The sequence below is a fragment of the Proteus sp. CA142267 genome (genome assembly GCF_003336825.1).
GTDB classification, from domain to species: domain Bacteria; phylum Pseudomonadota; class Gammaproteobacteria; order Enterobacterales; family Enterobacteriaceae; genus Proteus; species Proteus terrae.
Window position 1 is genome coordinate 421,610 of the sequence record NZ_QPMG01000001.1, and the last position, 25,871, is coordinate 447,480.

General features: G+C 37.2%; 24 protein-coding genes and 5 tRNA genes. 9 read left to right on the forward strand and 20 right to left on the reverse strand.

The window, feature by feature from the left end; genetic code table 11:
• Positions 1–38 precede the first annotated feature (38 nt).
• Together ansA and pncA are read left to right on the forward strand one after the other, a co-directional pair.
• Entirely contained in the window at positions 39–1,061 is a 1,023-nt protein-coding gene (gene ansA / locus C0T34_RS01955) for an asparaginase (RefSeq protein ID WP_098942557.1), read from the forward strand.
• Between the two features lie 22 nt (positions 1,062–1,083).
• Positions 1,084–1,728, forward strand: a complete 645-nt coding sequence (gene pncA / locus C0T34_RS01960; RefSeq protein ID WP_109849625.1) for a bifunctional nicotinamidase/pyrazinamidase — start codon at positions 1,084–1,086, stop codon at positions 1,726–1,728.
• 105 nt (positions 1,729–1,833) lie between these two features.
• Here the strand turns inward: pncA and C0T34_RS01965 are convergent, their stop codons facing one another.
• Together C0T34_RS01965 and msrB are read right to left on the reverse strand one after the other, a co-directional pair.
• On the reverse strand, positions 1,834–2,115 hold the full coding sequence (locus C0T34_RS01965; protein ID WP_036912841.1) for a DUF1315 family protein: 282 nt from the start codon (positions 2,113–2,115) through the stop codon (positions 1,834–1,836).
• Between the two features lie 81 nt (positions 2,116–2,196).
• Positions 2,197–2,634 (reverse strand): peptide-methionine (R)-S-oxide reductase MsrB, encoded by a 438-nt coding sequence (msrB, locus tag C0T34_RS01970; RefSeq protein WP_109849626.1) that lies wholly within the window; start codon positions 2,632–2,634, stop codon positions 2,197–2,199.
• Positions 2,635–2,977: 343 nt separating this feature from the next.
• Here msrB and gapA point away from each other — a divergent pair, with 343 nt between their 5' ends.
• Both gapA and C0T34_RS01985 read left to right on the forward strand, forming a co-directional pair.
• Positions 2,978–3,973: a glyceraldehyde-3-phosphate dehydrogenase gene (gapA, locus tag C0T34_RS01980; RefSeq protein WP_023581959.1), complete on the forward strand. Its 996-nt coding sequence runs from the start codon at positions 2,978–2,980 to the stop codon at positions 3,971–3,973.
• 114 nt (positions 3,974–4,087) lie between these two features.
• Positions 4,088–4,972, forward strand: a complete 885-nt coding sequence (locus C0T34_RS01985; protein ID WP_098942554.1) for a D-hexose-6-phosphate mutarotase — start codon at positions 4,088–4,090, stop codon at positions 4,970–4,972.
• Between the two features lie 99 nt (positions 4,973–5,071).
• Here C0T34_RS01985 and C0T34_RS01990 read toward each other — a convergent pair whose 3' ends face one another.
• The 5 genes from C0T34_RS01990 to fadR form a co-directional block, all read right to left on the reverse strand.
• Positions 5,072–5,824 (reverse strand): MipA/OmpV family protein, encoded by a 753-nt coding sequence (locus tag C0T34_RS01990; protein WP_109849627.1) that lies wholly within the window; start codon positions 5,822–5,824, stop codon positions 5,072–5,074.
• A 94-nt stretch (positions 5,825–5,918) separates the two neighbouring features.
• Positions 5,919–8,222 carry a carbamoyltransferase HypF gene (hypF, locus tag C0T34_RS01995; protein WP_109849628.1) on the reverse strand — a complete coding sequence of 768 codons (2,304 nt, stop codon included), beginning with the start codon at positions 8,220–8,222 and terminating at the stop codon, positions 5,919–5,921.
• A gap of 49 nt (positions 8,223–8,271) precedes the next feature.
• Complete coding sequence (gene alr, locus C0T34_RS02000) at positions 8,272–9,384, reverse strand: alanine racemase (protein WP_109401755.1); 1,113 nt, start codon at positions 9,382–9,384, stop codon at positions 8,272–8,274.
• Positions 9,385–9,397: 13 nt separating this feature from the next.
• The gene (locus C0T34_RS02005; RefSeq protein WP_098942550.1) at positions 9,398–10,702 is read right to left on the reverse strand and encodes a D-amino acid dehydrogenase; all 1,305 of its coding nucleotides are present in this window, start codon (positions 10,700–10,702) and stop codon (positions 9,398–9,400) included.
• A 476-nt stretch (positions 10,703–11,178) separates the two neighbouring features.
• Positions 11,179–11,898 (reverse strand): fatty acid metabolism transcriptional regulator FadR, encoded by a 720-nt coding sequence (fadR, locus tag C0T34_RS02010; protein ID WP_098942549.1) that lies wholly within the window; start codon positions 11,896–11,898, stop codon positions 11,179–11,181.
• A 233-nt stretch (positions 11,899–12,131) separates the two neighbouring features.
• Between fadR and nhaB the strand changes: the two genes are divergently transcribed.
• Both nhaB and dsbB read left to right on the forward strand, forming a co-directional pair.
• Positions 12,132–13,676: a sodium/proton antiporter NhaB gene (nhaB, locus tag C0T34_RS02015; RefSeq protein WP_098942548.1), complete on the forward strand. Its 1,545-nt coding sequence runs from the start codon at positions 12,132–12,134 to the stop codon at positions 13,674–13,676.
• Positions 13,677–13,854: 178 nt separating this feature from the next.
• Entirely contained in the window at positions 13,855–14,379 is a 525-nt protein-coding gene (gene dsbB, locus C0T34_RS02020) for a disulfide bond formation protein DsbB (RefSeq protein WP_088495347.1), read from the forward strand.
• 85 nt (positions 14,380–14,464) lie between these two features.
• On the opposite strand, the gene C0T34_RS02025 is transcribed toward dsbB, so the two are convergent.
• The 5 genes from C0T34_RS02025 to C0T34_RS02045 all read right to left on the reverse strand — a co-directional run bounded on the left by C0T34_RS02025 (position 14,465) and on the right by C0T34_RS02045 (position 18,380).
• Complete coding sequence (locus C0T34_RS02025) at positions 14,465–14,773, reverse strand: DUF333 domain-containing protein (RefSeq protein ID WP_098942547.1); 309 nt, start codon at positions 14,771–14,773, stop codon at positions 14,465–14,467.
• 33 nt (positions 14,774–14,806) lie between these two features.
• Entirely contained in the window at positions 14,807–15,139 is a 333-nt protein-coding gene (locus C0T34_RS02030) for an SMR family transporter (RefSeq protein ID WP_098942546.1), read from the reverse strand.
• A 134-nt stretch (positions 15,140–15,273) separates the two neighbouring features.
• Positions 15,274–16,503 (reverse strand): sugar transporter, encoded by a 1,230-nt coding sequence (locus C0T34_RS02035; RefSeq protein ID WP_098942545.1) that lies wholly within the window; start codon positions 16,501–16,503, stop codon positions 15,274–15,276.
• Between the two features lie 460 nt (positions 16,504–16,963).
• Complete coding sequence (locus C0T34_RS02040) at positions 16,964–17,383, reverse strand: hypothetical protein (RefSeq protein WP_109849629.1); 420 nt, start codon at positions 17,381–17,383, stop codon at positions 16,964–16,966.
• A 211-nt stretch (positions 17,384–17,594) separates the two neighbouring features.
• The gene (locus C0T34_RS02045; protein ID WP_226892287.1) at positions 17,595–18,380 is read right to left on the reverse strand and encodes a class I SAM-dependent methyltransferase; all 786 of its coding nucleotides are present in this window, start codon (positions 18,378–18,380) and stop codon (positions 17,595–17,597) included.
• 289 nt (positions 18,381–18,669) lie between these two features.
• On the opposite strand from C0T34_RS02045, the gene C0T34_RS02050 reads away from it, so the two are divergent.
• From C0T34_RS02050 to C0T34_RS02060, 3 genes are all read left to right on the forward strand, one after another.
• Positions 18,670–19,041 (forward strand): DUF305 domain-containing protein, encoded by a 372-nt coding sequence (locus tag C0T34_RS02050; RefSeq protein ID WP_098942543.1) that lies wholly within the window; start codon positions 18,670–18,672, stop codon positions 19,039–19,041.
• A gap of 166 nt (positions 19,042–19,207) precedes the next feature.
• Entirely contained in the window at positions 19,208–20,119 is a 912-nt protein-coding gene (locus C0T34_RS02055) for an AraC family transcriptional regulator (RefSeq protein ID WP_109849630.1), read from the forward strand.
• Positions 20,120–20,347: 228 nt separating this feature from the next.
• A complete protein-coding gene (locus tag C0T34_RS02060) occupies positions 20,348–21,517 on the forward strand; it encodes an iron-containing alcohol dehydrogenase (protein WP_109849631.1) in 1,170 nt (389 codons plus the stop codon).
• Between the two features lie 48 nt (positions 21,518–21,565).
• On the opposite strand, the gene C0T34_RS02065 is transcribed toward C0T34_RS02060, so the two are convergent.
• The 8 genes from C0T34_RS02065 to C0T34_RS02100 form a co-directional block, all read right to left on the reverse strand.
• Positions 21,566–21,652: transfer RNA gene (locus C0T34_RS02065), tRNA-Leu, on the reverse strand.
• Positions 21,653–21,819: 167 nt separating this feature from the next.
• Positions 21,820–21,906 (reverse strand) — tRNA-Leu (locus tag C0T34_RS02070).
• A gap of 128 nt (positions 21,907–22,034) precedes the next feature.
• Positions 22,035–22,121 (reverse strand) — tRNA-Leu (locus C0T34_RS02075).
• Between the two features lie 5 nt (positions 22,122–22,126).
• Positions 22,127–22,200: transfer RNA gene (locus C0T34_RS02080), tRNA-Cys, on the reverse strand.
• A 25-nt stretch (positions 22,201–22,225) separates the two neighbouring features.
• Positions 22,226–22,301 (reverse strand) — tRNA-Gly (locus C0T34_RS02085).
• 141 nt (positions 22,302–22,442) lie between these two features.
• The gene (gene pgsA / locus C0T34_RS02090; protein ID WP_075674025.1) at positions 22,443–22,991 is read right to left on the reverse strand and encodes a CDP-diacylglycerol--glycerol-3-phosphate 3-phosphatidyltransferase; all 549 of its coding nucleotides are present in this window, start codon (positions 22,989–22,991) and stop codon (positions 22,443–22,445) included.
• A 55-nt stretch (positions 22,992–23,046) separates the two neighbouring features.
• Positions 23,047–24,879, reverse strand: a complete 1,833-nt coding sequence (uvrC, locus tag C0T34_RS02095; RefSeq protein WP_109849632.1) for an excinuclease ABC subunit UvrC — start codon at positions 24,877–24,879, stop codon at positions 23,047–23,049.
• Positions 24,863–25,522, reverse strand: a complete 660-nt coding sequence (locus tag C0T34_RS02100; protein WP_098942539.1) for a LuxR C-terminal-related transcriptional regulator — start codon at positions 25,520–25,522, stop codon at positions 24,863–24,865. The genes uvrC and C0T34_RS02100 overlap by 17 nt, the downstream gene beginning before the upstream one ends.
• Between the last annotated feature and the right edge of the window lie 349 nt (positions 25,523–25,871).

The following is a 25,871-nucleotide window of genomic DNA, read 5'->3' on the forward strand; positions in this document are numbered from 1 at the left end:
CAGGTATTTCTCACAGCTTAATAAGAGTACTTTGTCTGATGCAAAAGAAATCAATCTACGTTGTTTATACTGGCGGTACTATTGGTATGCAACATTCTGAACATGGCTATATTCCTGTATCAGGACATTTACAACGCCAATTAGCTAAAATGCCAGAATTCCACCGTGAGGAGATGCCTGATTTCACAATCAAAGAGCACCTTCCTTTAATTGATTCTTCAAATATCACACCAGAAGATTGGCAATCCATTGCTGATGATATTAATGAAAATTATCACAACTATGACGGGTTCGTTATTCTTCATGGTACAGATACCATGGCCTTTACCGCATCAGCGCTCTCTTTTATGTTCGAGAATCTTAGCAAACCGATTATCGTTACTGGCTCTCAAATTCCTTTAGAAGCCTTACGCTCTGACGGGCAAACAAACCTATTAAATGCGCTTTACCTTGCAGCACATCACCCAATTAATGAAGTAGCGCTATTTTTTAATAACACGCTGTATCGTGGAAATCGCACAGTAAAAGCCCATGCAGATGGTTTTAACGCCTTTGCATCACCAAATAGCGCCCCACTGTTAGAAGCGGGTATTAATATTAAACAATTTAAAATTAATTCATTTCCAAAAGGAAAAGGGAAATTTACTGCACATAATATTACGCCTCAGCCGATTGGTGTTGTCACCATTTATCCAGGTCTTTCAGATGAAGTTGTTAAAAATATCCTGATGCAACCTGTAAAAGCCTTAATATTGCGCTCTTATGGTGTCGGTAATGCGCCATCGCATCCTGCTCTACTTTCAACCCTACGTGAAGCAACAGAGCGTGGCATTGTTGTTATCAACCTTACACAATGTATTTCTGGTCGAGTGAATATGGAAGGTTATGCAACAGGTCAAGCATTAGCGGAAGTGGGTGTGATCAGTGGCTTTGATATGACATTTGAAGCAACATTAACTAAACTGCATTATCTTCTTAGCCAACAATATAATTACACTGAGATCTGCCGACTAATGCAACAAAACCTTCGCGGTGAAATGACATTAGACGATAACGACTAAGTTTAATCTAAAGGTAAAATTGGTGAAAAATTCCGCACTGTTATTGGTTGATATACAAAACGATTTTTGTACTGGTGGTGCATTAGCTGTTAATGAAAGCGATATAGTAATACAAACAGCCAACCAACTTATTTATGATTTTAAGCAATCTAAAAATCCCATTATTGCTAGTTTAGATTGGCATCCAGCCGATCATCTTAGCTTTGCTGAAAATTCAGGCACTGTTGTAGGGGAAATTGGAACGCTTAATGGATTACCACAAGTGTGGTGGCCTGTGCATTGTGTACAAAATTCTTATGGCGCTGCATTTCACCCTGAATTAAACCAAGCACTGATTAATCATATTATTTACAAAGGGCAAAATCGTCTTATTGATAGTTATAGTGCCTTTTTTGATAACGACCATGAATATCAGACAGGTTTACACACTCTTTTGCAGACACTGAATATAAAACATCTTTATATTTTAGGAATTGCTACGGATTACTGTGTCAAATTTACAGTGCTAGATGCGTTGTTATTAGGGTATCAAGTTTCAGTCATTACAGACGGTTGTCGCGGTGTAAATATTCAAAATGATGATAGCGAAAAAGCGCTAGAAGAGATGCAGGCAAAAGGTGCGGTATTAATTGATTCAGTACATTGGCTTAATCGTAACAATCAATAGGTTCGTTATTTTCTTCATCTTCATAAAACAAAAAGGGGTTAATTTTAACCAATTTGATTAATAATTTCCCCTTTTTATCTCTATTCTATCCATTCAATACACGTTTTAGTCATCATCCATTGGTGTTAGTGTTGCTAAACGTTCAGATTGGAACTGAGCTTTTAATTCCTGTTTGCTCTTCATGGTAATTTGCCCATTGGTTCCCACTGTCATATGCTCAGGCGTGTGGTTATTTTTCGCCTGCCATAATAAAACAATCTGCATGCAATGTTCTTTTTGCTCATCAGTCAATGCAACGCCATCAGGCCATTTACCTAGTTCAACTGCGGTTGAAATACGTTGGTAAATTTCAGGGGTTACCATCGAAATAAGTTCATTAACTTCCATTGATTGCTCCATAAACTAAATAATCTATTGAAATGGCTGAATCGTTTTTTCTATTGTTATTATTTTGTTAATTTAACTGGATTAACCGACTTGTTTTTCGCCTGTTTCACTATTCGTAAATGAAAGAGATGCTGAATTAACACAATAACGCTCCCCTGTAGGGGCTGGGCCATCATTAAAAACATGGCCTAAATGTGCATCACATTGCTGGCAACGTATTTCAGTTCTTTTCATATTATGAGAAAAATCATCAACATAGAGAATTGCATTATCACTAACTGGTTGATAAAAGCTAGGCCAACCACATCCTGCATCAAATTTCGTCTCTGAATAAAACAAAGGAGCCGAACAACATAAGCAGTGATAAATCCCTGTTTGACGATTGTGTAATAATTTACCACTAAACGGAGGTTCTGTGCCTTGCTGTTGCGTCACATAACGTTGCATTTCGTTGAGTGTTGATAAATCAAGGTGATTGTTATTACTTGAAATATTCACTTTCTTTTCATTATCTGCCATATCGACCTCTTGCCCAGAAAAATGCTTTTTAAAACAACAGTGAATAATAACAAAGATTTAACAACAAATCTGAAAAATATAGTCTAAAATCATCAAGAGTAATCTTTAGTTTTTGAAATGTGATGAATTTCACATAACAGAGCAAAGGTAACTTCATTTATCGGCGCTGATCCCGATAATACACAGCGTAACATTTGGCTAAAACGACCAATCTTTAAGCGAAAAGTGTTTTTTTAATTGATTTTTTGCAATTATTGACACGATTCCGCTTGACGATTGGCGCGGTTTTGGTAACTTTAGAAGCAACTTTTTAATTCACTAAATTAAAGCTGGTGGAATACATATGACTATCAAAGTAGGTATTAATGGTTTTGGTCGTATCGGCCGCATCGTTTTCCGTGCTGCTCAAGAACGTTCAGATATCGAAATCGTAGGTATTAACGATCTGTTAGACGCAGACTACATGGCATACATGCTGAAATACGATTCAACTCATGGCCGTTTCAACGGTACTGTTGAAGTAAAAGATGGCCACCTCGTTGTTAATGGTAAAACCATCCGCGTAACTTCAGAAAGAGATCCAGCAAATCTGAAATGGAACGAAGTCGGTGCTGACGTTGTTGCAGAAGCAACTGGTCTGTTCTTAACTGACGAAACTGCTCGTAAACACATCCAAGCTGGCGCGAAAAAAGTTGTTCTGACTGGTCCTTCAAAAGACAGCACTCCAATGTTCGTAATGGGCGTAAACCATAAATCATACGCAGGCCAAGATATCGTTTCTAACGCATCTTGTACTACTAACTGCTTAGCGCCTTTAGCTAAAGTTATCAACGACAACTTCGGTATCGTTGAAGGTCTGATGACGACTGTTCACGCAACAACTGCAACTCAACGTACTGTTGATGGTCCATCTGCAAAAGACTGGCGTGGTGGTCGTGGTGCTTCTCAGAACATCATCCCTTCATCAACTGGTGCTGCTAAAGCTGTAGGTAAAGTTATCCCTGAACTGAATGGCAAACTGACTGGTATGTCTTTCCGTGTTCCTACTCCTAACGTTTCTGTTGTTGACCTGACTGCACGTCTGGAAAAACCAGCAACTTACGCTCAAATCTGTGACGCTATCAAAGCAGCAGCTGAAGGCGAACTGAAAGGCGTTCTGGGTTACACTGAAGATGCAGTTGTTTCAACTGACTTCAACGGCGAAGTTCTGACTTCAGTATTTGATGCTAAAGCAGGTATCGCGCTGAATGACAACTTTGTTAAATTAGTTGCTTGGTACGATAACGAAGTTGGTTATTCAAACAAAGTTCTGGATCTGATTTCTCATATCTCTAAATAATTAGAGTTTAGAAAGTCACGATTTCTTTTAGAGCCACCTTTTCGGTGGCTCTTTTATTTTCTAGCCAGTCAGTTTATTGTATTGAAATAGTCAGTGACATAAGGTCATAAGATAATGAATGAGAAAATTTTTTCTTTGCCGATTATTGAACAAATATCACCTTACTTAAGTCGTCGGCAATTAGGCGAGCTTCCTATCCTTGTTATTTCACATCCTAAAGTACGCGCAGCTATCAGCCTTCAAGGTGCACATTTAATCGCTTGGCAGCCCGCACAAGAGCATCCTGTATTTTGGGTAAGTGAAGCCTCTCTCTTCACTCCTGGTGTTGCCATTCGTGGCGGTATTCCTATTTGCTGGCCTTGGTTTGCTTCAGCTGGTACACCAAGTCATGGATTTGCACGTATTCTTCCTTGGGAATTTAGTGCTCATACAGAACAAGATGATGGTGTCCTCGTCACCATGACATTAAAAGAGAGTCAACAAACACAAAAATATTGGCCTCATCCCTTTACTGTTATTGCTCGTTTTAAATTAGGAGCAACCTGTGAGATTGAATTAGAATCTTATGGTGATTATGAAGCGACAGCTGCTCTTCACTCTTACTTTAATGTGAGTGATATCGATAATGTCTTTGTAACCGGCCTAGGAGGCCACTACATTGACACAGTGGCAGATAAAGAGGTTTACACTGATGAAACCTCATTACGCTTTAATGGACGCACTGACAGGCTTTATACGGAGCCTGATGATTTTAATCTCATTCATGATGATGGTTGGGATCGCACAATTGAAGTTCATCATTATCATCATAGTGATGTCGTGTGTTGGAACCCCGGCGCAGAGCTTGCAAGCTCAATGAAAGATATGAGTTCTGGCGGTTATCGTAAAATGGCTTGTGTAGAAACCGCACGTATCCACCAGCCATTAAAACCAGATAACGTTCATCCCGGCCGTTTATCTTTGGTAGTCCGAGTTCGTAAGAATATTGCTGAAAAATAAAGTATTGCTGGTATCTTACACAATAAAAAAGCTTCGAGTTTGAATCGAAGCTTTTTTATCATCACTGATCTCACTAAATTCTAGTCAGATCCCTGCTAATTAGAATGTGTAAGTCACACCTGTCCACACAATCGCAGTAACAGATTTATTCACCATTGGGCTGTCTTTCACTTCACTTGGTAAATGGTCAACTCGTCCCATCGCAAAGAAATTCCATTTTTCAGCAAATTTATAATTAGCGGAGATTTCAACATAAGGTCTCCAGCTATCATTTGGCGTATATTCTGCTAAACCACTGCGTTGTGATTCTGCATGACTAATTCCATAAGCATAACGGTTTTGCTTTTTGTTTTCCCAAACAACACCTGCACCCGGCTGTAAAGACCAGTTGCCGAATTCGAAAGGATATAAATAAGCCGCGTCAGCAATAATACCGTTACTTTTGCCTAACATATCACCCGATACGATTGCTCTTAAACTACCCCATGATTCGTGGTGTTTATAAGTAAAGCCCCCCATCATGGTGTCACGTCGACGATTCAGTTTTTTCATTTGCTCATCGTCACTATCGCTTGGTTTATAAGCCTGAGGATAATAGTGCAAATCGACAGAAAGTTGATCTTTAGGTGTATTCCACAGGTAATATCCCGCAGCTAGCGTTGCGAAATAGAAGTTTTCTGACTGGTAGTTAACTTGTGGTACTGGTAATAAATAATCTTTTGATTTAGCCCCTTTATAAGGAGTGACTTGCGCTAAGACTGAACCACCTATTGACCATTCGCCAGCAAATACTGCTGGTGTGCTAAGCCCTGCGATAACGGCTAAAGAAATGATAATCTTCTTATTACTCACGATGATTTTCCATATTGTCATTAATAAAGTAGCAACTAAAAACCTATTTCAGTCACAAATAACTAAAACTGGTATTATTTTACCTATAATCATTTTAATTTTGCATTAAATGTGTAGCAATCAGTGCCTGCCCTAATGCAATACCACCGTCTCCGACTGGTAACATCATAGGGGTAAGTACTTTTTTATTATTTAATTTTTTCTTAAACAGATGTTTGAGTAATGTATTATTTAACACCCCCCCCGTAAGTACAATGGTGTCAATCTGGTATTTATCTGCATATTGCAATGCAATATCACCTAAACCTTCAGCTAATAGATAATGAAATAACCATGCTTTTTCACTGACATTCAGCGCTACACTTTCCCATTGCGACCAAAAAGCAGACAAATCAAGTAAATTATTTTTCACAGGCATTAAATGCCCATAATGCTTAATTATTTCTGCCTGTTTTTCTTGATGACACGCTAATGCTGCTGTTTGTAGATAGCAAGCCGCTTCACCTTCCCAACTTATCTCTTTAGGCGCTAATCCTAATGATGCTGAAACCGCATCAAAAAAACGTCCACAAGAAGAGGCTTTAGGTGAATTTAAGCCACGCTCTACGGCCTTACTTAATATCTGCAAATCATTGCTAGGCACCATTTGGGCGATTACACTACCTTGCCAATCTTCAGAAAAAGTAGCTAAATGTGCGAACCAGTTTCGCCAAGGTTGAATCGAGGCAAGATTACCTCCGGGCATCGCAACAGCAGGAAGCCCCCCAATCCGCTCTGATTTTTGATAGTCCACCCGCAGACACTCCCCTCCCCATAGCGTGCCATCTTGTCCAAAGCCTAATCCATCAAGCGCAATACCAATGACAGCACCTTGTTGATGTGTATGACCATGTTCGGCGAGACAAGAAACAATATGTGCATGGTGATGAGAGACTTCAATAACAGGAATATTTTGCTCTAGAGCAAACTGTTTACCTAACTGATGACTGATATAGTTAGGATGTGCATCTATTGCAATCGCTTTAGGTGTAAAACGATAAATTTGCTGAAAGAGAGCCAACGATTTTATCAACTGCTGTCGCACACTTAAATCATCAAGATCCCCTAAATGAGGCCCCATAATGGCTTGATGTTGGCGTAATAGGCAAAATACATTTTTGAGATCGCCTCCCATCGCGAGTACTGAGGGTTGCTCTCCAAAATCTTCAGGTAATGAAATCGCATCTGGGACATAACCTCGAGAGCGTCTGATCATCACGCTTTGTTTACCCTCAATGCGAACAAGTGAGTCATCAGCTCTTTGTATGATCTCTCTATTGTGCATTAAGAATAAATCTGCAATATCTTTCAATTGCATTAAGGCATCTTCGTTACTTAATGCCGGCGTATGACCTGATGCATTGCCTGATGTCATAACAAGTGGAATATTTGTGCCACGCGCTAATAGATGTTGCAATGGATTGGCTGGTAACATAACACCAATTTCAGTTAATCCTGGCGCAATAAGCTCCGCAAGTTTAGGGGCAACTGTTTTGGGAACTAATACAATTGGAGCAGCAGTGCTTTGCAACACTTGGATAGCAGTTGGAAGAAAATCTGGATCTTGCTTATCTGCTTTAATTTGATCAATTCCAGTGATCATCACAGCAAGTGGCTTCGCAGGTCGATATTTGCGCTCTCGTAATAATGCAACACTCTCATTATTGCGTGCATCACATACTAAATGAAAACCACCAATACCTTTAACTGCCACAATCTTTCCAGCAAGTAACGCTTCACAAGCTTGAGTTAATGCAAGCTCTTTTATCGCTAGCTCTTTATTTTGATTATCTGCAAGCCAGATATGAGGTCCACAGGCAGGACATGCATTAGGCTGAGCATGAAACCGTCTATCTGCGGGATCTTCATATTCATGTTTACATTCAGGACAGAATGGAAACTCAGACATTGAAGTAAAAGGCCTATCGTAAGGCATTTTTTTTATGATAGTAAAACGAGGACCACAATGTGTGCAGTTGATAAAAGGATAATGATAACGACGATTTTGAGGATCAAATAATTCATCAATACAAGCTTGGCAAGTTGTTGCATCAGGAACAACTTGTGTATCCATTTCGCCACCACCACTTTTTACAATAATAAAGTCTGTGGGTAGCTGTTCCCATTGATAGGGTGATTCTTCTATTCGTTCAATGCGTGCTAGTGGTGGGCATTCTGCTTTTAATGCTTCGATAAAGAGCGCATTTTTAGGTGAAGGGGTTAAATGCACCAATACACCTAAACTATCATTACTTACTTGCCCTAATAAACCAAAACGATGGGCTAGTTGCCAAACAAATGGGCGAAATCCAACGCCTTGAACCTTTCCTTTCACACGCAATGCAATGCCGTTACTCATAGGATCACCAAATCAAAATAAATTTAAGCTTATTCTAGTTTAGTGATTATCAACAACTTTCATTTAGATCAGAAAAAGTGGAATTAGGTAGATTTATCATCACTTCAACAGTCACTCTTGGTGCAATTGCACACAATAATTCGTAACCAATAGTGCCACATGCCGTTGCGACATCATCAACAGGCAATTGCTCTCCCCATAATTCAACCGGACTACCGTAACTCACATCAGGAAAATCCGTTACATCAACCGTTAGCATATCCATAGAAATACGCCCTACCAATTGTGTTTTATGCCCATTAACAATAACGGGTGTACCGTCTGGCGCATGTCTTGGATAACCATCAGCATAACCACAGGCAACAACAGCGATCCGCATATCACGCTCAGCGGTATATCGGCTACCATAGCCTATCTGCTCACCTTTTTTGACTTGTTGAATAGCTAATATCTCACTATTAAATGTCATTACGGGTTGTAAATCGAAATCAGCAATATCTTGCCAAACACCTGAAGGCGAAACACCATATAAAATAATGCCCGGGCGCACCCAATCTTGATAAGTTTCAGGATCAAACAGTGTTGCGGCTGAATTTGCCAAACACCGAGGTAATTCATTTACCATTGCCTGATTAATAGCGGCCTTTTGTACATCCATATTCAATCCTGTATCTGCATTAGCAAAATGCGACATTTGAATAATAGAACCAATATTTTTGATACTTTTTGCACGAGCAATTGCTTGCTTATAAGTGTCTGGTCGGTAGCCTAGCCGATTCATTCCACTGTTAAGCTTAAGATAGATATTAATGGGCCTTTCTAATTGCGCATTTTCTATAGCATCAAATTGCCAATCAGAATGAATTGTTGTCGTTAAGGAATAACGTTCTAATAAATAAACATCTTCTGGCTTAAAAAAACCTTCCAGCAAAAGGATAGGCCCTACCCATCCCTGCTCTCTTAACATGACAGCTTTGTCTAGCTCAATTAATGCAAAGCCATCGGTATGACTTAATGCAGGCCAAACACAGGATAATCCATGTCCATAAGCATCTGCTTTCACAACAGACCACACTTTGCTGCCCTTGACTCTCTCTTTAATAACAGACAGATTATGGCTTAATGCATCGAGGTTAATGGTTACTTTTGTGGGTCTGGACATGGTTTTTCCTCAATTAATAAGCTGCATCAAGTTTTTGCCCCGGTAAGAGCAATTTAGTATTAAAGCCATCGATATACCGAAATACAGATAAATCATCAGCAGCAATAGCAGGTTTATTTCCTGAAATTAAATCAGCCAATAATTGGCCTGAGCCACATGCCATTGTCCAACCTAATGTGCCATGCCCTGTATTTAATGATAAATTGCGATAAGCCGTAGGCCCTACAATAGGCGTACCATCAGGCGTCATAGGTCTTAAACCCGTCCAAAATGTGGCTTTTTCAATATCACCACCACCTTGATAGAGATCTTGTACAACCATTTTTAATGTTTCACAGCGCGATTTTAAAATATCCAGATTAAAACCAACGACCTCCGCCATTCCACCGACACGAATTCGTTCATCAAAACGCGTTACCGCAATTTTATAGGTTTCATCTAAAATAGTGGATGTTGGTGCTCTTGAAGCATCAATAATCGGCATCGTAAGTGAATAACCTTTAAGAGGATAAACTGGAATGGCGACTTTGTTTTTCAAAAACTCTGTTGAGTAAGAGCCCATGGCAACAACATAGTGATCGGCTGTTAATAATCCATCATGGCATTGAACACCTGTTACTTTATCACCATCAAATAACAAATGTTTGATTTCTTTGTTAAATAGGAACGTAACACCGGCATCTTCTGCCATCTTAGCGAGTTTTTTCGTAAAAGTTTGGCAATCACCCGTTTCATCATTCGGTAAACGTAAACCACCTGTCAATTTGTGACTAACATGCTCAAGCGCTGGCTCTGCTAGTTTTAATTGATCCGCAGTTAACAATTCATAAGCAACGCCCTCTTGCTTTAATACAGCAATATCATTAGCGGCATTATCAAATTGCTTTTGATCGCGAAAAAGTTGCAGAGTGCCACCTTGGCGCCCTTCATATTCAATACCAGTATCTTGGCGTAACTGACGAATGCAATCACGGCTATATTCAGCAATACGCACCATACGACTTTTATTCATGGTATAATGTGACGCATCACAATTACGTAACATTTGCCACATCCAACGTAACTGGAAAAGTGAACCATCAGGTTTAATCGCTAATGGTGCGTGCTTTTGGAACATCCATTTAACTGCTTTTAATGGAATACCCGGTGCTCCCCAAGGCGTTGCATACCCTGGAGATATCTGACCTGCATTACCTGCGCTAGTCTCTTCTGCTGCACTGTTTTGTCTATCAACAACAATGACTTCATGGCCTTGTTGCACAAGATACCACGCACTCGTTACACCAATAACGCCGCCACCTAAGATGATCACTTTCATGGCAAGACTCCAATAATTTACATTGATATAACATAAGAATAATATTCCATACACAAAAAGCCAATATAGAATAATCATCTAGACTAATAAAAAAGCAAATTTTAGAGTTGAGTCACATTTGATTGTTATTCGACAAGTGATTTTCAAAAAGAATTATTGAATTAACACATGAAATCAACAAGATATAACTATAACCATAAATTATAATAATATTGATTAGTAAATTATTTAAAATTGAAGAGAGTTTAGGGTGTAAGAAGATAAAATTGGGATTTTATTAAAATCCAAAAATATAAGTAATTTAAGATGATAAATCTTTAATTAACTCACTTTGGTTACTCTTTTTACTAAAAATAACCTATTTAAAGCATTGCCTAAAAAATGACACTTTTTCGCTTTTTAAAAGCATAAAAAAACCAGTATCACAAATTATATGAATACTGGTTTTTTCTATTGTGATAAAGCAGCAAACGTAATTAGCGTTTTACTTCTTCTAGATCACTAGGTAGTGGTGACTGTAAACTTTGCCAGATAATACCACTGTCTTTACCATATTGGCGTACGCATTCCATGACATGCTCAACATCTTTTTGCTCACATAATGCAGCCAGTTTTTTATAGAATGCTAACGCGAGTTCTTTGGCTTGAATATTTGAGAAATAATAACGGCCTACGCGCGTATAAAGCCCTTTTAAGCCATTTAAGATAAGGCCATAAATTGGATTACCTGACGCAAACGCTAATCCACGGAAAATGTTGTAATCCAGTTCACTAAACTCATCAGCGCTATTTTCAGTAGTAAGCTCATGGTTTAAAACTTCAATACATTTTTCAGGGCTATTTCTAAATGCTGTACGTATAAAAATAGCTGAGATATTAGTTCTGACAGCCAATAAATTGTCTATTAACTGTGGTACTCGATCATGATCAAGACGAGCAACTGTTTCAAGGATATTAAGGCCAGATGTTTCCCAGAAATTGTTTACCTTCGTTGGCTTTCCGTGTTGAATAGTTAACCAGCCATCACGAGCAAGGCGTTGTAACACTTCTCTTAATGTGGTTCTTGTAACACCGATTAATTCAGAGAGCTCACGTTCCGCTGGAAGAATAGATCCAGGAGGAAAACGATTATTCCAGATGCTTTCAACAATATACTCTTCCGCAAAACCTGCGGGGCTTTGAGCCTTAATAACCATATTTTTATTTCTTCCGAAGCGATTTTTCTGCTAATAATGGAAAAGATAATATCAGAATGCGTAATTTTGATATAGCTCAACCATCATTAAATAGTGAATGGCATCATAAAACTTGATGTAGTTTTATCAATTTATTATTACTAATGCGCTTAATTTCACAGCGATTAGCGCGTACTATGGTTAAATTGCGCATCATTGCGCTTAAAATCTCTATTTGGAGGATGAGAAACCTAATGGACATGAGTATAAGACAAGCATTACTAAAGAACTTTATGGGGAATTCCCCAGATTGGTATAAGCTTGCTATTCTTACTTTTTTAATTATCAACCCACTGATTTTTTTCTTTGTTGACCCTTTTGTCGCCGGTTGGCTATTAGTTGTAGAATTTATTTTTACACTAGCTATGGCGCTAAAGTGTTACCCGTTACAACCAGGAGGATTACTTGCCATTGAGGCTGTCATCATTGGTATGACTAGCCCAAAACAGATTGGTCATGAAATTGCCAACAACCTTGAAGTGATTTTGCTTCTTGTCTTTATGGTTGCAGGTATCTATTTTATGAAGCAATTATTGCTGTTTGCTTTTACTAAACTGCTGTTATCCATTCGTTCTAAACGAATGTTATCTATTGCCTTTTGCTTCGCAAGTGCATTTTTATCTGCCTTTTTAGATGCTTTAACCGTAATCGCGGTTGTAATCAGTGTCTCTCTCGGTTTCTACTCTATTTATCATAATTTTGCCTCTAATCAATCAGGTGCAGAATTAAGTAATGATGGATTTATTGATACCGCAGAAAAAAAACAAACTTTAGAACAATTCCGTGCCTTTTTACGTAGCTTAATGATGCATGCCGGTGTCGGTACTGCGTTAGGTGGCGTAATGACCATGGTAGGTGAACCACAAAACCTGATTATTGCAAAACATTTAGAATGGGATTTTGTGACCTTCTTTATCAGAATGTCACCTGTCACTATTCCTGTTTTCTTTGCTGGCCTTGCAGTATGCTACTTAGTAGAACGCTTTAAGCTCTTTGGTTATGGTGCTGAATTACCTGATTTAGTTCGTAAAGTTCTAACTGAATACGACAGGAAAAACAGTGAAAAACGTACTTCTCAAGAAAAAGCTCAACTAATGATCCAAGCATTAATTGGTATTTGGTTGATTGTTGCTTTAGCGCTCCATTTAGCAGAAGTCGGTATTATCGGTTTATCTGTTATTATTCTTGCCACTGCATTTTGTGGGATCACAGAAGAACATGCTCTTGGTAAAGCATTTGAAGAAGCTTTACCTTTCACTGCATTATTGACTGTATTCTTCTCTATCGTTGCCGTTATTATTGACCAACAACTATTTGGCCCTATTATTCAGTTTGTTCTTCAAGCTTCAGAATCCTCACAACTATCTCTTTTTTACCTCTTTAATGGTCTACTATCTGCTATTTCAGATAACGTGTTTGTAGGTACGGTTTATATCAGTGAAGCGTTAACCGCATTGCAAGATGGATTAATTAGCCAATCACAATATGAGCATATTGGTGTTGCTATTAATACAGGTACAAATTTACCTTCTGTTGCAACTCCAAATGGTCAAGCCGCATTCCTGTTTTTATTAACATCGGCACTATCACCGCTCATCCGTTTATCATATGGCCGAATGGTTATAATGGCACTGCCATACACGATTGTAATGACATTACTTGGTTTACTGGCTGTTGAATTTTGGCTTGTTCCTGCAACACATTGGTTCTATGAAATTGGTTTAGTTGCTATTCCATAACAATAGATCCACAGTTACACCACATTAATAGGACTTTTATTTGATGAAAGTCCTATTTTCTTCTTTAAAAGAAGCTTGAATGTAAATATTTGTGAAATAACAGGTTTTAACTTTTTTTGCGCTTGATTTTTGGGCAGAATATACACTTATTTTATTTAATATTTAAATGGATATTATTATGCTGACTTCTCTTCGTCACTGGTCACAAAGCCGTTTTTCATGGCTGTTGCTTGCATTAACAGCAATTGGTCTTGAAGGTGCTGCATTGTATTTTCAGTACGGAATGGAATTAATGCCTTGTGTAATGTGCGTCTATCAACGCATCGCGGTATTGGGAATATTAGTTGCCGCATTGATTGGGGCGACCGCACCTAAAATGGCACTTATGCGTATGGCTGGTGGTTTCTTATGGATTTATTCTGCATACCGAGGAATTGAACTTTCTTGGGAGCATACACAACTTATTCTGAATCCATCACCTTTTGCAACCTGTGACTTTTTTGTCACTTTACCCTCTTGGTTTGCTCTGCAAGATTGGTTCCCTGCTGTATTCCAAGCAACTGGTGATTGCTCTGTCAGCCAATGGCAATTCTTAACTTTAGAAATGCCACAATGGATGCTTATTATTTTCTCAGCTTATTTTGTTGTAGGTTTATTAGTATTAATGAGCCAAATAACAAGTTCTTTTAAAACAAAAGAATAAAAAAAGAAAATAGCCCTTAGCGATAAACTAAGGGCTATTTTTATAATAGAAAATTGGTGATTAAACATTCAACCAAAAATAAGCTTTAACCTGGAATACAAGCCCCTTCAATTAAAGCTTGTTCACTACAACGCTTACCATTAGCAAATTGACACACAGGTGTCTGACCACCATGTAATTCATAGTTTAAAGAAGGTACACCACCTGAAAAAACACAAGTTGCCTTGGCTGATTCATCTAAGGGAATATCAAGGCTGGTTGTCGGTATTGTTCGGCTTTTACTAACCACTTGTGTAGATGAATATTGTGTCTGCGCTGAATTACTGCATCCTGCAATAAAAGCAAAGCTAGTTAACATAAACAGATAACAAGCTGTTTTAAATTTCTTTTGCATCAAAGACACCCTAATTTCTTCCAGTTATTCCTATTAGTGTGAAGCACTTTTTGAGAGTAGATTTATAACTAAAACACCAGCAATAATTAAAGCCATACCAACAATAGCAGGTAAATCAAGTTTTTGTTGATAGAGAAACACAGCCGCAACAGAAACTAAAACTATCCCTAACCCACTCCATATTGCATAAGCAATACCTAATGGCATAACTCTTACCACTTGAGAAAGTGCCCAAAAAGAAAGACAGTAACCAATGACGACCACAATAGATGGATATAATCGACTAAAACCATCAGAAGCTTTTAGCATTGTTGTCGCTATCACTTCCGATATAATTGCCAACATTAGGTAAGTTAATCCATTCATTTTTTCGCCTTAATCCTATACAAAGTCAATTTTGTGAATTCTATCACAAGCGAGATTAAGGATATTCATCTACAACAAATAAAAAAGGCATCTTTCATATTGAATAGATGCCTTTATATCGTGGAAATACTTATTTAGTGTTGATGAAGCTGATTTTTTTGGCGAGGCTCTCCGCCCATGGAAACACGATAGCGATTAAAGATAAAACCACACCAAACGACTGCGATAACACTTAATATTGTTCCCGCATAACCAAGATTTGTCATGCCTGCATGTAAGATAACTTGATTACCAATTAGTGCTCCAGCACCGATACCGATATTAAAAATACCCGAGTAAATGGACATGGCAATATCGGTTGCATCAGGGGCTAAATCAATCACTTTGACTTGCATTCCAAGACAAATGCACATAAAGCCGATGCCCCAAAATATAATCAGTGCAATAAATGACGTTAAACTTTGGCTACTCATCATTAATAAGCTTAAGCAGAATGTCAGCAAAATTAAGGCAAAGAACAAGAACGATGTTGGCATTTTAGTACTATAACGACTAAATAAAATACTTCCCACAATGCCTGCGCCACCAAAAATAAGTAAAACCAAGGTGGCAAAGTTTTGATCTAAATTGGCAATATCAACAACAAAAGGTTCTATATAGCTATAAGCGGTAAAGTGTGCAGTAACCGCGATTACAGTTAACAGAAAAATACCCATTAATGGGCCGCGTTTTAATAGCACGGGTACACTTTTTAATGATCCCGAATGCTCACTTGGTAATAAAGGTAAATAGCGCATTAATGCAAACATGGTAATTAAAGCTAAAACGCCAATTCCCATAAATGTTGCACGCCATCCTAGCCACTGCCCAACAACACGGCCTAAAGGCAAACCAAGTACAGTTGCTAATGCAGTTCCTGTCGCTAATAAACCTAATGCTTGAGCTCGTTTACCCGCAGGCGCCACTCTAATAGCCAGTGATGCAGTAATCGACCAGAATACGGCATGAGAAAACGCAACACCAATACGCCCTACTATCAACGATTTAAAATCCCATGCTACACCAGATAAAATATGACTAAAAATAAAGAGAATAAATAAAATAATAAGTAGCTTACGTCGCTCAACTTTGCTTGTCATTATCATTAAAGGCAAAGACATTAAAGCAACAACCCAAGCATATATTGTGATCATTAAACCTGTTTGAGCCGGAACCATGCCGAAGCTTTCAGAAATATCACTTAACAGTGCAACCGGAACAAATTCTGTTGTATTAAAAACGAAAGCCGCAAATGATAATATTATTACTCTGATCCACGCTGTTTGACGGCTAACTTCATTTACGTTTGATGCTACGATATTCATAATTAATTGATGCTTTCTTAAATTATATTGATATATATGCCATGTTTTTTTACAGAAGCTTTTGTCTGATTTACTTTTCTTACTTGAGCTAAAATGGATTTATTATATTGAAAATAAAAAAACAACATAAAGATAAAAATGCATTTTGTTAGAAACAAAAAATAAACCAAATTATCACTAAATCTCGTTGCTAAAGCGAATCAGCTATCAATTTTAGCATCTCATATCATGATTTTAAATCCCCTCTGCAACTTCTTTTTAACGTTAACATAATCTTCTAATAGAGAGATTGTAGATATAAATGACCTGTCACTATTTTATGTTGAAGAGTAAAAACATGCTCTTTTCAAGAAAAATATATCGCATATTCATTAAATTAAGTTAAGAGGTATTAATTTAATAGTCAGAAATAATCTTACTACTGGACAAAAGATAAATAAAAATAGAAAGGATATTGAGATTACTGACTCAAGTCATTAATAACTTGAAGTGCCTGTTCGCAAGCAATGTTTTTCGTAGGTGATGTTGAACCATCGAAAGCATTTTTGATAGTCGAAATTTGTTCTTTTGCGGGTCGTGGTAACGTTAAATTTCCATTAGAAAGTGCTTTTTCAACATCATTTAGCTTTTCAGCTAACTGCTGACAACTTCCATTGTTATTTTTAGATTGATAAATAGCTATAAGCGTATCGCGTTTTGCATCTACGCTAGAAAGGGTTTCACGTACGGTAGATGACGAACTTTCAATCACTTCGCGGCTTTCATTCCAAAACTCAGCAGTATTTTCTTTAATGACAGACACAATTAAAATAGCGACAAGAATGGCCAGCATAATAGTTAGCGATAATATTCCTCCTGCAATAATAAGTATCTGTTTCATATTAAACCCCACATATAAACCATACCCATTTTAATATTTCTTTTTAAGATATATAGTTAAAATAAATCAGGTTCAATCTGGATTACGATTCTTTTTATTTTTTACATTTTATTACGGTGGTATACAGTTCTATTTATTCTTATTTATAAAAAATAAGCACCTATTTTTACTTAGGTGCCATTAAATAATACATAAATTTTTCTTGATGAAATTATTTTTTAGAGCAACATGCAATATAATTTAAAACGTGTCGATTCTCTCTAAAAAAACGGAACATTGATAAGAATCGTGGTCTATTTTGCTTATTTACCAATCCATTCTTAATTATCTTTGCTGTCCTAAATAAGCCTTCATCACGAATCAAACCAACAGGTGACATTAAACTCATGTTGCCCGATTTTATTTTTACTTCTGAAAAACCAATATTAATAAATAAGTCATACCACTCTTGCTTAAACATTGGTGCTACATTTGATTTCACTACATCGATTAATTTGTCTCTATTAACATCATCATTTTTCTTCATTATATCGTGTGTTAATAACAAACCACCGGGTTTTAAAACACGATAATATTCTTTTACTAGCTTTGCTTTGGCTTTATCTGCATACATTGTCAACATTGCTTCATTTATCACAATATCAAACGTATTATCAGGAAAAGGTAAAGATAACGCATTGGCTTTTGTTAATTGGATCAAATGTGATAATTGAGCGCTATCGACATTCTTTTGCGCATGAGACAACGCATTATCATCCATGTCGATAGCAATAATATGACAACCGTATTTCTTGCCAATCTCGATTGAAGTTGTCGCCATATTACAAGCAATCTCAAGAACATGGCTTGATGATGTAAAATGTGCATTATTAATTAGCCAATCAGACGCCTCTACACCGCCTGGCCTTAAACGTGTTTTTCCTAAACTCGCTAAAAAGGTATGCCCTGCTTTTGACGGTTCTTGAGACATAGATTGCGTTGTAGTTTGATTATCCATATATAGGCACCTTAAAGTTGCATTATCAATACAACTTTATAGCAAAATAGATTTAATGGGAATAGTTATCATTAATTTTCTTTTTCATAAAGAAATTCCGAGTATGTAAAGAGGTATATAATTAGATATTGGTATATAACAACTTGAAATAAAATAGGTTAAAAAGTCTATCTTTGTAATTACGTCATTAAAAGTAAAGAATATTAAACTTTGAATAACAGCATTGACCTTCCCCTAGGGGGAATCTTTAGAGTGATAACAATTTCACGATAAATTAAAGGAAACTGTTATGAAAAAGATTTTACCTGCTGCGATTATTTTAATGAGTGCTATCTCTTTTGGTGCAATGGCAAATAATGCACATATGACCATGAATATGAATACACCTCATAACAGCTCACCAATGCAAAAGGAACTCAATGATTCCATGAATAAAATGCATGCTGATATGGCAAAAGGAATGAATACTGATAATGCAGATGTTGCTTTTGCTGATGGCATGATAGCTCACCATTTAGGCGCTATTGATATGGCTAAAATTGAGTTAAAATATGGTACTGATCCTGAAATGCGTAAACTAGCTCAAGCTATTATTGATGCGCAAGGCCCTGAAATAGAACAAATGCAAAAATGGTTAGAAAAAAATAGAACCAATAAATAATAAATTTATAAGGCTGTGATTTGTTAGGCACAGCCTGTCTTTTTTCAATGTTTACCCTCCAGATTTCTTATTAAAGATAAATCAAATAATTTTCTAATATTCATCTCATACATTATAATTTTATAACTACCGCAACATTAATCGCTTTATCCCGTATGGAGTCCATATGAATAAATTAGAAAACATGGCATTATTAACTCAAAATCTAGCCATGCAAATTGAAAAATGGACTCACGATACTAATCAATTTGAAACTCAAATTCCGGGATTAACACTAACACACTGGACTTCTCCTACACCAATTACCAGCCATACTCATAAATCAGGGATCTGTTTAATTGCCCAAGGCGAAAAGAGAGTGATCTTAGGAGAAGAAAACTTTATTTACGATGCCAACCATTTTTTAATTTCTTCAATAGAACTCCCTGTTATGGCAAATATTATGAAAGCCAGCAACGAGAAACCGTTTTTAGGGCTAGTTATGGAGTTAGATCTGCAAGAAATATCACAACTTATCGTTGATAGTGAATTAACATTTAACTCAGATTCTAATGCCCAAAAAGGTATTGCTGTTGGTGAATTATCAGAACCTTTAGTCAATGCGTTTATTCGCTTACTCACTCTTCTTGATGAGCCTGATAGTATTAAAATTCTTGCTTCTGGTATAAAACGTGAAATTTTCTATCGTCTACTGGTTACGGAGCAAGGTGAACGATTGAATCAAATCGTCACCGCAGGTAGCCATAGTCATCAAATAGCTAAAGCGATTGATTGGCTAAAAAGTAATTATATAAAACCATTAAACATCAATGAATTGGCTTCATGTTCAGGAATGAGTAAATCTGCTTTTTATACTCATTTTAAAACAATGACATCAATGACTCCGCTTCAATTCCAAAAAAAATTACGACTCAGTGAAGCCCGCCGATTGATGTTAACTGAAAATTTAGGAGCAATGACAACCACTTTCCGAGTTGGTTATGAAAGCCCTTCTCAATTTAGTCGTGAATATAGCCGGTTATTCGGAGCTCCACCAGCAACCGATATTAAGATGCTTAAAGAAACAGATCGTATTTAACCACTATAAAGTTTCTTATTCTCTCTATCACCTAATTTATATTATTCACAATCATCATTTTAGTTTTTTGGAAAAATAGGCAAGAGACTAAGAAGATCAGACATTCATTTCTAAATGCGAAAGCGATAGCATTCTCCTCAACAAATAATCCACCCCTATCTTATTTGAAGTTAGAGAACACAATAAACTTCAATTAGATAATCTTTAATCTGGCAATAGGATCGCAAAATGCAACTCGATTTCTCTTACTATAATCCAACCACCATTCATTTTGGTAAGAACTCTCTTGCTAAATTAAATGATGAATTATCACATTATGGCGAAACAGTTATGCTGATGTATGGCCGTAACGCGATTAAATCGAATGGGCTCTATGATGAGGTGATAGCAATACTTCGTCATGCAGGTAAAAATATTGTTGAATTATCAGGCGTTATGCCAAACCCGACTTATAAAAAAATGATGGAAGGTGTTCAATTAGTTCGCGAACATAATGTCAGTTTAATATTAGCCGTCGGTGGTGGCTCTGTTATTGATTGTGCAAAAGGCATTTCCATTTCAGCCTATTGTGAAGATGAAGATCCTTTTCAAAAATACTGGGTTGAATATCAAGATGTGACAAATAAAATTGTCCCTGTCGCATCAATTCTTACCATGGTAGGCACAGGCTCTGAAATGAATGGTGGCTCAGTCATTACTCATGAAGAGACTAAATATAAAATTGGACGTGCATTTCCTGCAAATGTATTCCCTAAATTTTCGATTTTAAATCCAGAATATACGTTTTCTGTTTCTCAATATCAGATGGTAAGTGGTGTTTTTGACACGATGTCGCATTTGATGGAGCAATATTTTTCTGATCAAGGTGCAAATACAACCGACTATTTAATTGAAAGTTTATTAAAATCTTCGATTGATAATTTACGTATTGCACTTAAAAATCCAAGTGATTACGAAGCAAGAAGTAATCTTATGTGGAATGCAACACTTGCACTAAATACCCTCACAGGATTATCAAAAACACAAGATTGGCAAGTTCATATGATTGAGCATCAATTAGGGGCTTATACAGATTGCGCACATGGAATGGGGCTTGCTGCAATTTCTCTACCTTATTATCGTTTTATCTATAAATTTGGCATTGAGAAATTTGTACGATTTGCAACTCAAGTATGGGACATTTCTGCAGAGGGAAAAACACAAGATCAAATTGCACTTGAAGGTATTGATGCTCTAGAACATTTCACAAAAGAGTGCGGTATTGTGACTTCATTAGAAGACTTAGGTGCAACAAGAGAGATGCTTCCTGAGATTGCACAATCAACCACAATTATTGGTAGAGGCTATAAAAAGCTAACCACTAAAGATGTATTTGATATTTTAGAAGCGTGTTTCTAGTATTAAGTAGATAAAAAAACGGACCTCAATGAGGTCCGCTTTTTTATATGGTGCCCAGGGCGGGACTTGAACCCGCACAGCCTTACAGCCGAGGGATTTTAAATCCCTTGTGTCTACCGATTTCACCACCTGGGCTAAATTGTATCTACTTGTTACCCTTAATACCCGTTTATCAAACAACATAGATAACAAATAAATTTAAAGCATTTACTTTTAAACTAACTTTAGTTTTTTACTCTTCTCTCACCAATTTAGTACTAGTGGAAGAAAAAACGGACCTAAATTAAGGTCCGCTATTTGTATGGTGCCCAGGGCGGGACTTGAACCCGCACAGCCTTACAGCCGAGGGATTTTAAATCCCTTGTGTCTACCGATTTCACCACCTGGGCTAAATTCTGTGGTGCGCCCGTAACTTCTTATTATTAAGATAGATACTGGTATGGACGACTTATTACTTACTTCCCAATGCCATTCATAATGGACTTTTTTTTGCACCAAACTCTTTATCTAAAAGAGATGGTGCCCAGGGCGGGACTTGAACCCGCACAGCCTTACAGCCGAGGGATTTTAAATCCCTTGTGTCTACCGATTTCACCACCTGGGCATTAATGGAGGCGCGTCCCGGAATCGAACCGAGGTACACGGATTTGCAATCCGCTGCATGACCACTCTGCCAACGCGCCTCAACTACTCAATCTCATTGGAGATTGGAGCGGGAAACGAGACTCGAACTCGCGACCCCAACCTTGGCAAGGTTGTGCTCTACCAACTGAGCTATTCCCGCTTTACCGAACCTGCTGATTTACTTGTTTATTTCCGTAAACCGTTGTGCCTTTCGATGCGTTGCATTCTACTGATTTCCTGAATCTAGTCAACACTATATTTGCATCTTTTTGACTGTTCGGTGAATTTTCAGTCATTTCGATCAACCTTCGCGCAAATCTGACCATGCAGCGCTCAAATATTGAAACATTGACCAGAAAGTCAACACTGTTGCAATATATAATAAAGCGAATCCAAACCACTCTGCTTCAACAGTAGGACGCCATAATAACACAACCAGCGATCCCATTTGTGCGGTCGTCTTCACTTTTCCTATCCAAGAAACTGCAACACTATTACGTTTTCCTAATTCAGCCATCCATTCTCTTAGTGAAGAGATGATAATTTCACGAGCAATCATGGTTGCTGCGGGTAAGGTTATCCACCACTCATGATAATATTCAGTAATTAAAACAAGTGCTGTTGCAACCATTACTTTATCCGCTACTGGGTCAAGAAAAGCCCCGAAACGAGTAGTTTGTTTCCATCTACGTGCTAAAAAACCATCAAACCAGTCAGTTGCAGCTGCTACCATAAAAATAATAGCGCAGACTAATGGGGCATCTTTGAATGGTAAATAAAACACCAAAACAAAGAATGGGATTAGTGCGACACGAAATAGAGTTAGCCAAGTTGGGATATTTAGTTGCATAGCGTTCTACACGACCTAGAAAAGTGAGAGTTATTAATATGGTGCATCAATACACTTAGTGTTTCAACGCATTAAAAATTTTTTCTGCTAATGCAGTCGAAATTGTGGGGACTTTCGCAATTTCTTCAACACTTGCGTCTCGCAAAGCTTGTAGCCCTCCCATATATTTCAACAACATTTGACGACGTTTAGGCCCTACACCTTCAATAGATTCTAACGAACTGGTATTTTTCACTTTTGCTCTACGTTGACGGTGTCCTGTTATTGCATGACGATGCGATTCATCACGAATATGTTGGATCAAATGCAACGCAGGTGAATCAGAAGGTAATGCCATTCCTTCACCTTCTGGCACAAAAAACAAGGTTTCAAGCCCTGCTTTGCGATCACTCCCCTTTGCAACACCTATTAATTTCGGGTGTGATTTGTCCCAATCAACATTAAGAGAATCAAATACCTCTATTGCTTGTGCTAATTGCCCTTTACCACCATCGATAAAGATAATATCTGGAACCTTAGTCTCTTCTAATGATTTACCATAACGTCGAGTGAGCACCTGATTCATCGCCGCATAATCATCACCAGGAGTAATACCACTGATATTATAGCGCCTATATTCAGATTTTAATGGGCCATTCATGTCAAATACTACACATGAAGCCACAGTTTGCTCTCCCATAGTGTGACTAATATCAAAACATTCCATTCGTTTTATCTCTTTCATATCAAGAAGAGACATCAACGCGGTATAACGTTGTGAAATTGTCGATTGCTCGACTTGTTTTGAAGCCAATGCTGTTGCTGCGTTTGTTCTGGCTAATTTTAAATAACGAGCTCTATCACCACGCGGTTTTGTTTGAATTTGAATTTTTCGCCCCGCTATTGAAGAGATAGACTCAGAAAGAATGGCTTTGTCTTCTAAATTAAAATCAAGCAAGATTTCAGTTGGTAAAGTTCGAATTGCACTACCTTGTAAATAAAATTGGCCAATAAAAGTCTGAACAACTTCATCAATTGAGGTATTTGCAGGGACTTTAGGAAAATAACTCCGACTTCCCAACACTTTACCTTGACGGAAAAAGAGAACATAAACACAAGCAATCGCACCATTAAAAGCGACACTGATCACATCAAGATCATCACCAATATTGGTGACAAATTGTTTTTCAGTCACTTGCCTTACCGCTTGGATTTGATCACGAATGCGAGCCGCCTCTTCAAAACGTAGATCTTGGCTTGCTTCTTCCATACGTTTAACCAATCCGTCAATAACTTGCGAATCATCACCTGAAAGAAAAAGCCGCACATAATTAACTTGTTGGGCATATTCTTCATCAGAAACATAGCCTTTTACACAAGGTGCAAGACAGCGCCCAATTTGATATTGCAAACAAGGTCTTGAACGATTGCGATACACACTGTCTTCGCATTGACGAATAGGAAACAATTTTTGCATTAATGCCAATGTTTCTCTCACTGCAAAGGAGTTAGGAAAAGGTCCAAAATATTCCCCTTTAGCATGTTTTGCACCGCGGTAACTAGCAAGTCTAGGGTGTTTATCACCACTTAAATAGATATAAGGATAGGATTTATCATCGCGTAACAACACATTATAGCGAGGTTGATAACGCTGGATGTAGCTATGTTCAAGCAATAAAGCTTCTGTTTCTGTATGGGTGATCGTGACATCAATATTGGTGATGCACTTCACTAAAGCTTCGGTCTTACGGCTATTTACTTGTGTGCGGAAATAGCTCGAAAGCCTTTTTTTCAGATCTTTAGCTTTGCCAACATAAATTACTGTGTCTGTCGCATCATACATCCGATAAACACCCGGTTTATTTGTGACTCGGCTTAAGAATGCTTTGGCGTCAAATTTGTCTTCCACTTTGTAAATGACTCTCTATCTCAATTAACCCATAACGTATTGCTATATGTGTTAATTCTACATCACCTGAGATTTTAAGTTTACTAAACATTCGATAACGATAGCTATTTACTGTTTTTGTATTAATATTCAGCTCTCTTGCAATTTGTGCGATTTTTTTTCCTCTGATGATCATCGACATAATTTGCAATTCTCGTTCAGATAGATGATGTAACGGATTTAATTCTTGCTGTAATTTTGTGAGTGCGATTTCCATAGCTAACTCTTGGCTTATATATCGTTGACCGATACAAACTTGTCGGATAGCTTGCAGAATATTTTCACAAGAAGTATCAACGACAATAAAGCCTTCAATACCTAATTGAAGAAGCGTTATTGATAATATAGAGTCTGTTTTTGGTGAAATAACAATAATTTTAATTGATAAAGATGATCGCTTTATTCTTTTTATAGAATCAATTAATGATACTGAAGGTGCTGAATAAATAATAATAAGATTAACCGAAAATTGTCGACAATAACGAAATGCATCACTTTCATCATTCATCACCTTTCGGATATTGATTTTTTTAATCTGACTAAGAAGTGTTTTTATTCCCAAGCTAAATATTTCAACTCGACTTATTATCAATGTATTTATCAATAATATGCTCCTTTTAAATCAAACGTAACAAAAAAATCAGATCAACTTGTTATAAATCTTAAAGAAAATATCATACTATAATAAAAAATAGTAACCTATCTTTTTCTTAGCCTTAATTAATATTAATTTAATAAAATCATAAAAAAGACTCATATAGAAAATAATTTTCAAAGAATGAAAATTATAAAAAACTAATAAATTAAAATATTATTTATTAAATATACTCATAATATCTTGCTCTGTTAGCATTGATGTTGATGCATTATAACTCTCCTTTTCGTTAAATCATGCACTAACCATTTAAGATTATATGCATGATTTAATTAATAAAATAAACACAAGCTAAAAC

What these genes read in the sequence shown, in the direction of transcription:
- pgsA (WP_075674025.1), bottom strand. Translation starts at nt 22,991, where the DNA reads ATGCAACTAAATATCCCAACTTGGCTAACTCTATTTCGTGTCGCACTA.
- C0T34_RS02055 (WP_109849630.1), top strand. Translation starts at nt 19,208, where the DNA reads ATGAATAAATTAGAAAACATGGCATTATTAACTCAAAATCTAGCCATG.
- dsbB (WP_088495347.1), top strand. Translation starts at nt 13,855, where the DNA reads ATGCTGACTTCTCTTCGTCACTGGTCACAAAGCCGTTTTTCATGGCTG.
- C0T34_RS02025 (WP_098942547.1), bottom strand. Translation starts at nt 14,773, where the DNA reads ATGCAAAAGAAATTTAAAACAGCTTGTTATCTGTTTATGTTAACTAGC.
- C0T34_RS02040 (WP_109849629.1), bottom strand. Translation starts at nt 17,383, where the DNA reads ATGAAACAGATACTTATTATTGCAGGAGGAATATTATCGCTAACTATT.
- ansA (WP_098942557.1), top strand. Translation starts at nt 39, where the DNA reads ATGCAAAAGAAATCAATCTACGTTGTTTATACTGGCGGTACTATTGGT.
- hypF (WP_109849628.1), bottom strand. Translation starts at nt 8,222, where the DNA reads ATGAGTAACGGCATTGCATTGCGTGTGAAAGGAAAGGTTCAAGGCGTT.
- C0T34_RS02035 (WP_098942545.1), bottom strand. Translation starts at nt 16,503, where the DNA reads ATGAATATCGTAGCATCAAACGTAAATGAAGTTAGCCGTCAAACAGCG.
- msrB (WP_109849626.1), bottom strand. Translation starts at nt 2,634, where the DNA reads ATGGCAGATAATGAAAAGAAAGTGAATATTTCAAGTAATAACAATCAC.
- fadR (WP_098942549.1), bottom strand. Translation starts at nt 11,898, where the DNA reads ATGGTTATTAAGGCTCAAAGCCCCGCAGGTTTTGCGGAAGAGTATATT.
- C0T34_RS02045 (WP_226892287.1), bottom strand. Translation starts at nt 18,380, where the DNA reads ATGGATAATCAAACTACAACGCAATCTATGTCTCAAGAACCGTCAAAA.
- C0T34_RS01965 (WP_036912841.1), bottom strand. Translation starts at nt 2,115, where the DNA reads ATGGAAGTTAATGAACTTATTTCGATGGTAACCCCTGAAATTTACCAA.
- nhaB (WP_098942548.1), top strand. Translation starts at nt 12,132, where the DNA reads ATGGACATGAGTATAAGACAAGCATTACTAAAGAACTTTATGGGGAAT.
- C0T34_RS01985 (WP_098942554.1), top strand. Translation starts at nt 4,088, where the DNA reads ATGAATGAGAAAATTTTTTCTTTGCCGATTATTGAACAAATATCACCT.
- alr (WP_109401755.1), bottom strand. Translation starts at nt 9,384, where the DNA reads ATGTCCAGACCCACAAAAGTAACCATTAACCTCGATGCATTAAGCCAT.
- C0T34_RS02060 (WP_109849631.1), top strand. Translation starts at nt 20,348, where the DNA reads ATGCAACTCGATTTCTCTTACTATAATCCAACCACCATTCATTTTGGT.
- C0T34_RS02005 (WP_098942550.1), bottom strand. Translation starts at nt 10,702, where the DNA reads ATGAAAGTGATCATCTTAGGTGGCGGCGTTATTGGTGTAACGAGTGCG.
- C0T34_RS02050 (WP_098942543.1), top strand. Translation starts at nt 18,670, where the DNA reads ATGAAAAAGATTTTACCTGCTGCGATTATTTTAATGAGTGCTATCTCT.
- C0T34_RS02030 (WP_098942546.1), bottom strand. Translation starts at nt 15,139, where the DNA reads ATGAATGGATTAACTTACCTAATGTTGGCAATTATATCGGAAGTGATA.
- gapA (WP_023581959.1), top strand. Translation starts at nt 2,978, where the DNA reads ATGACTATCAAAGTAGGTATTAATGGTTTTGGTCGTATCGGCCGCATC.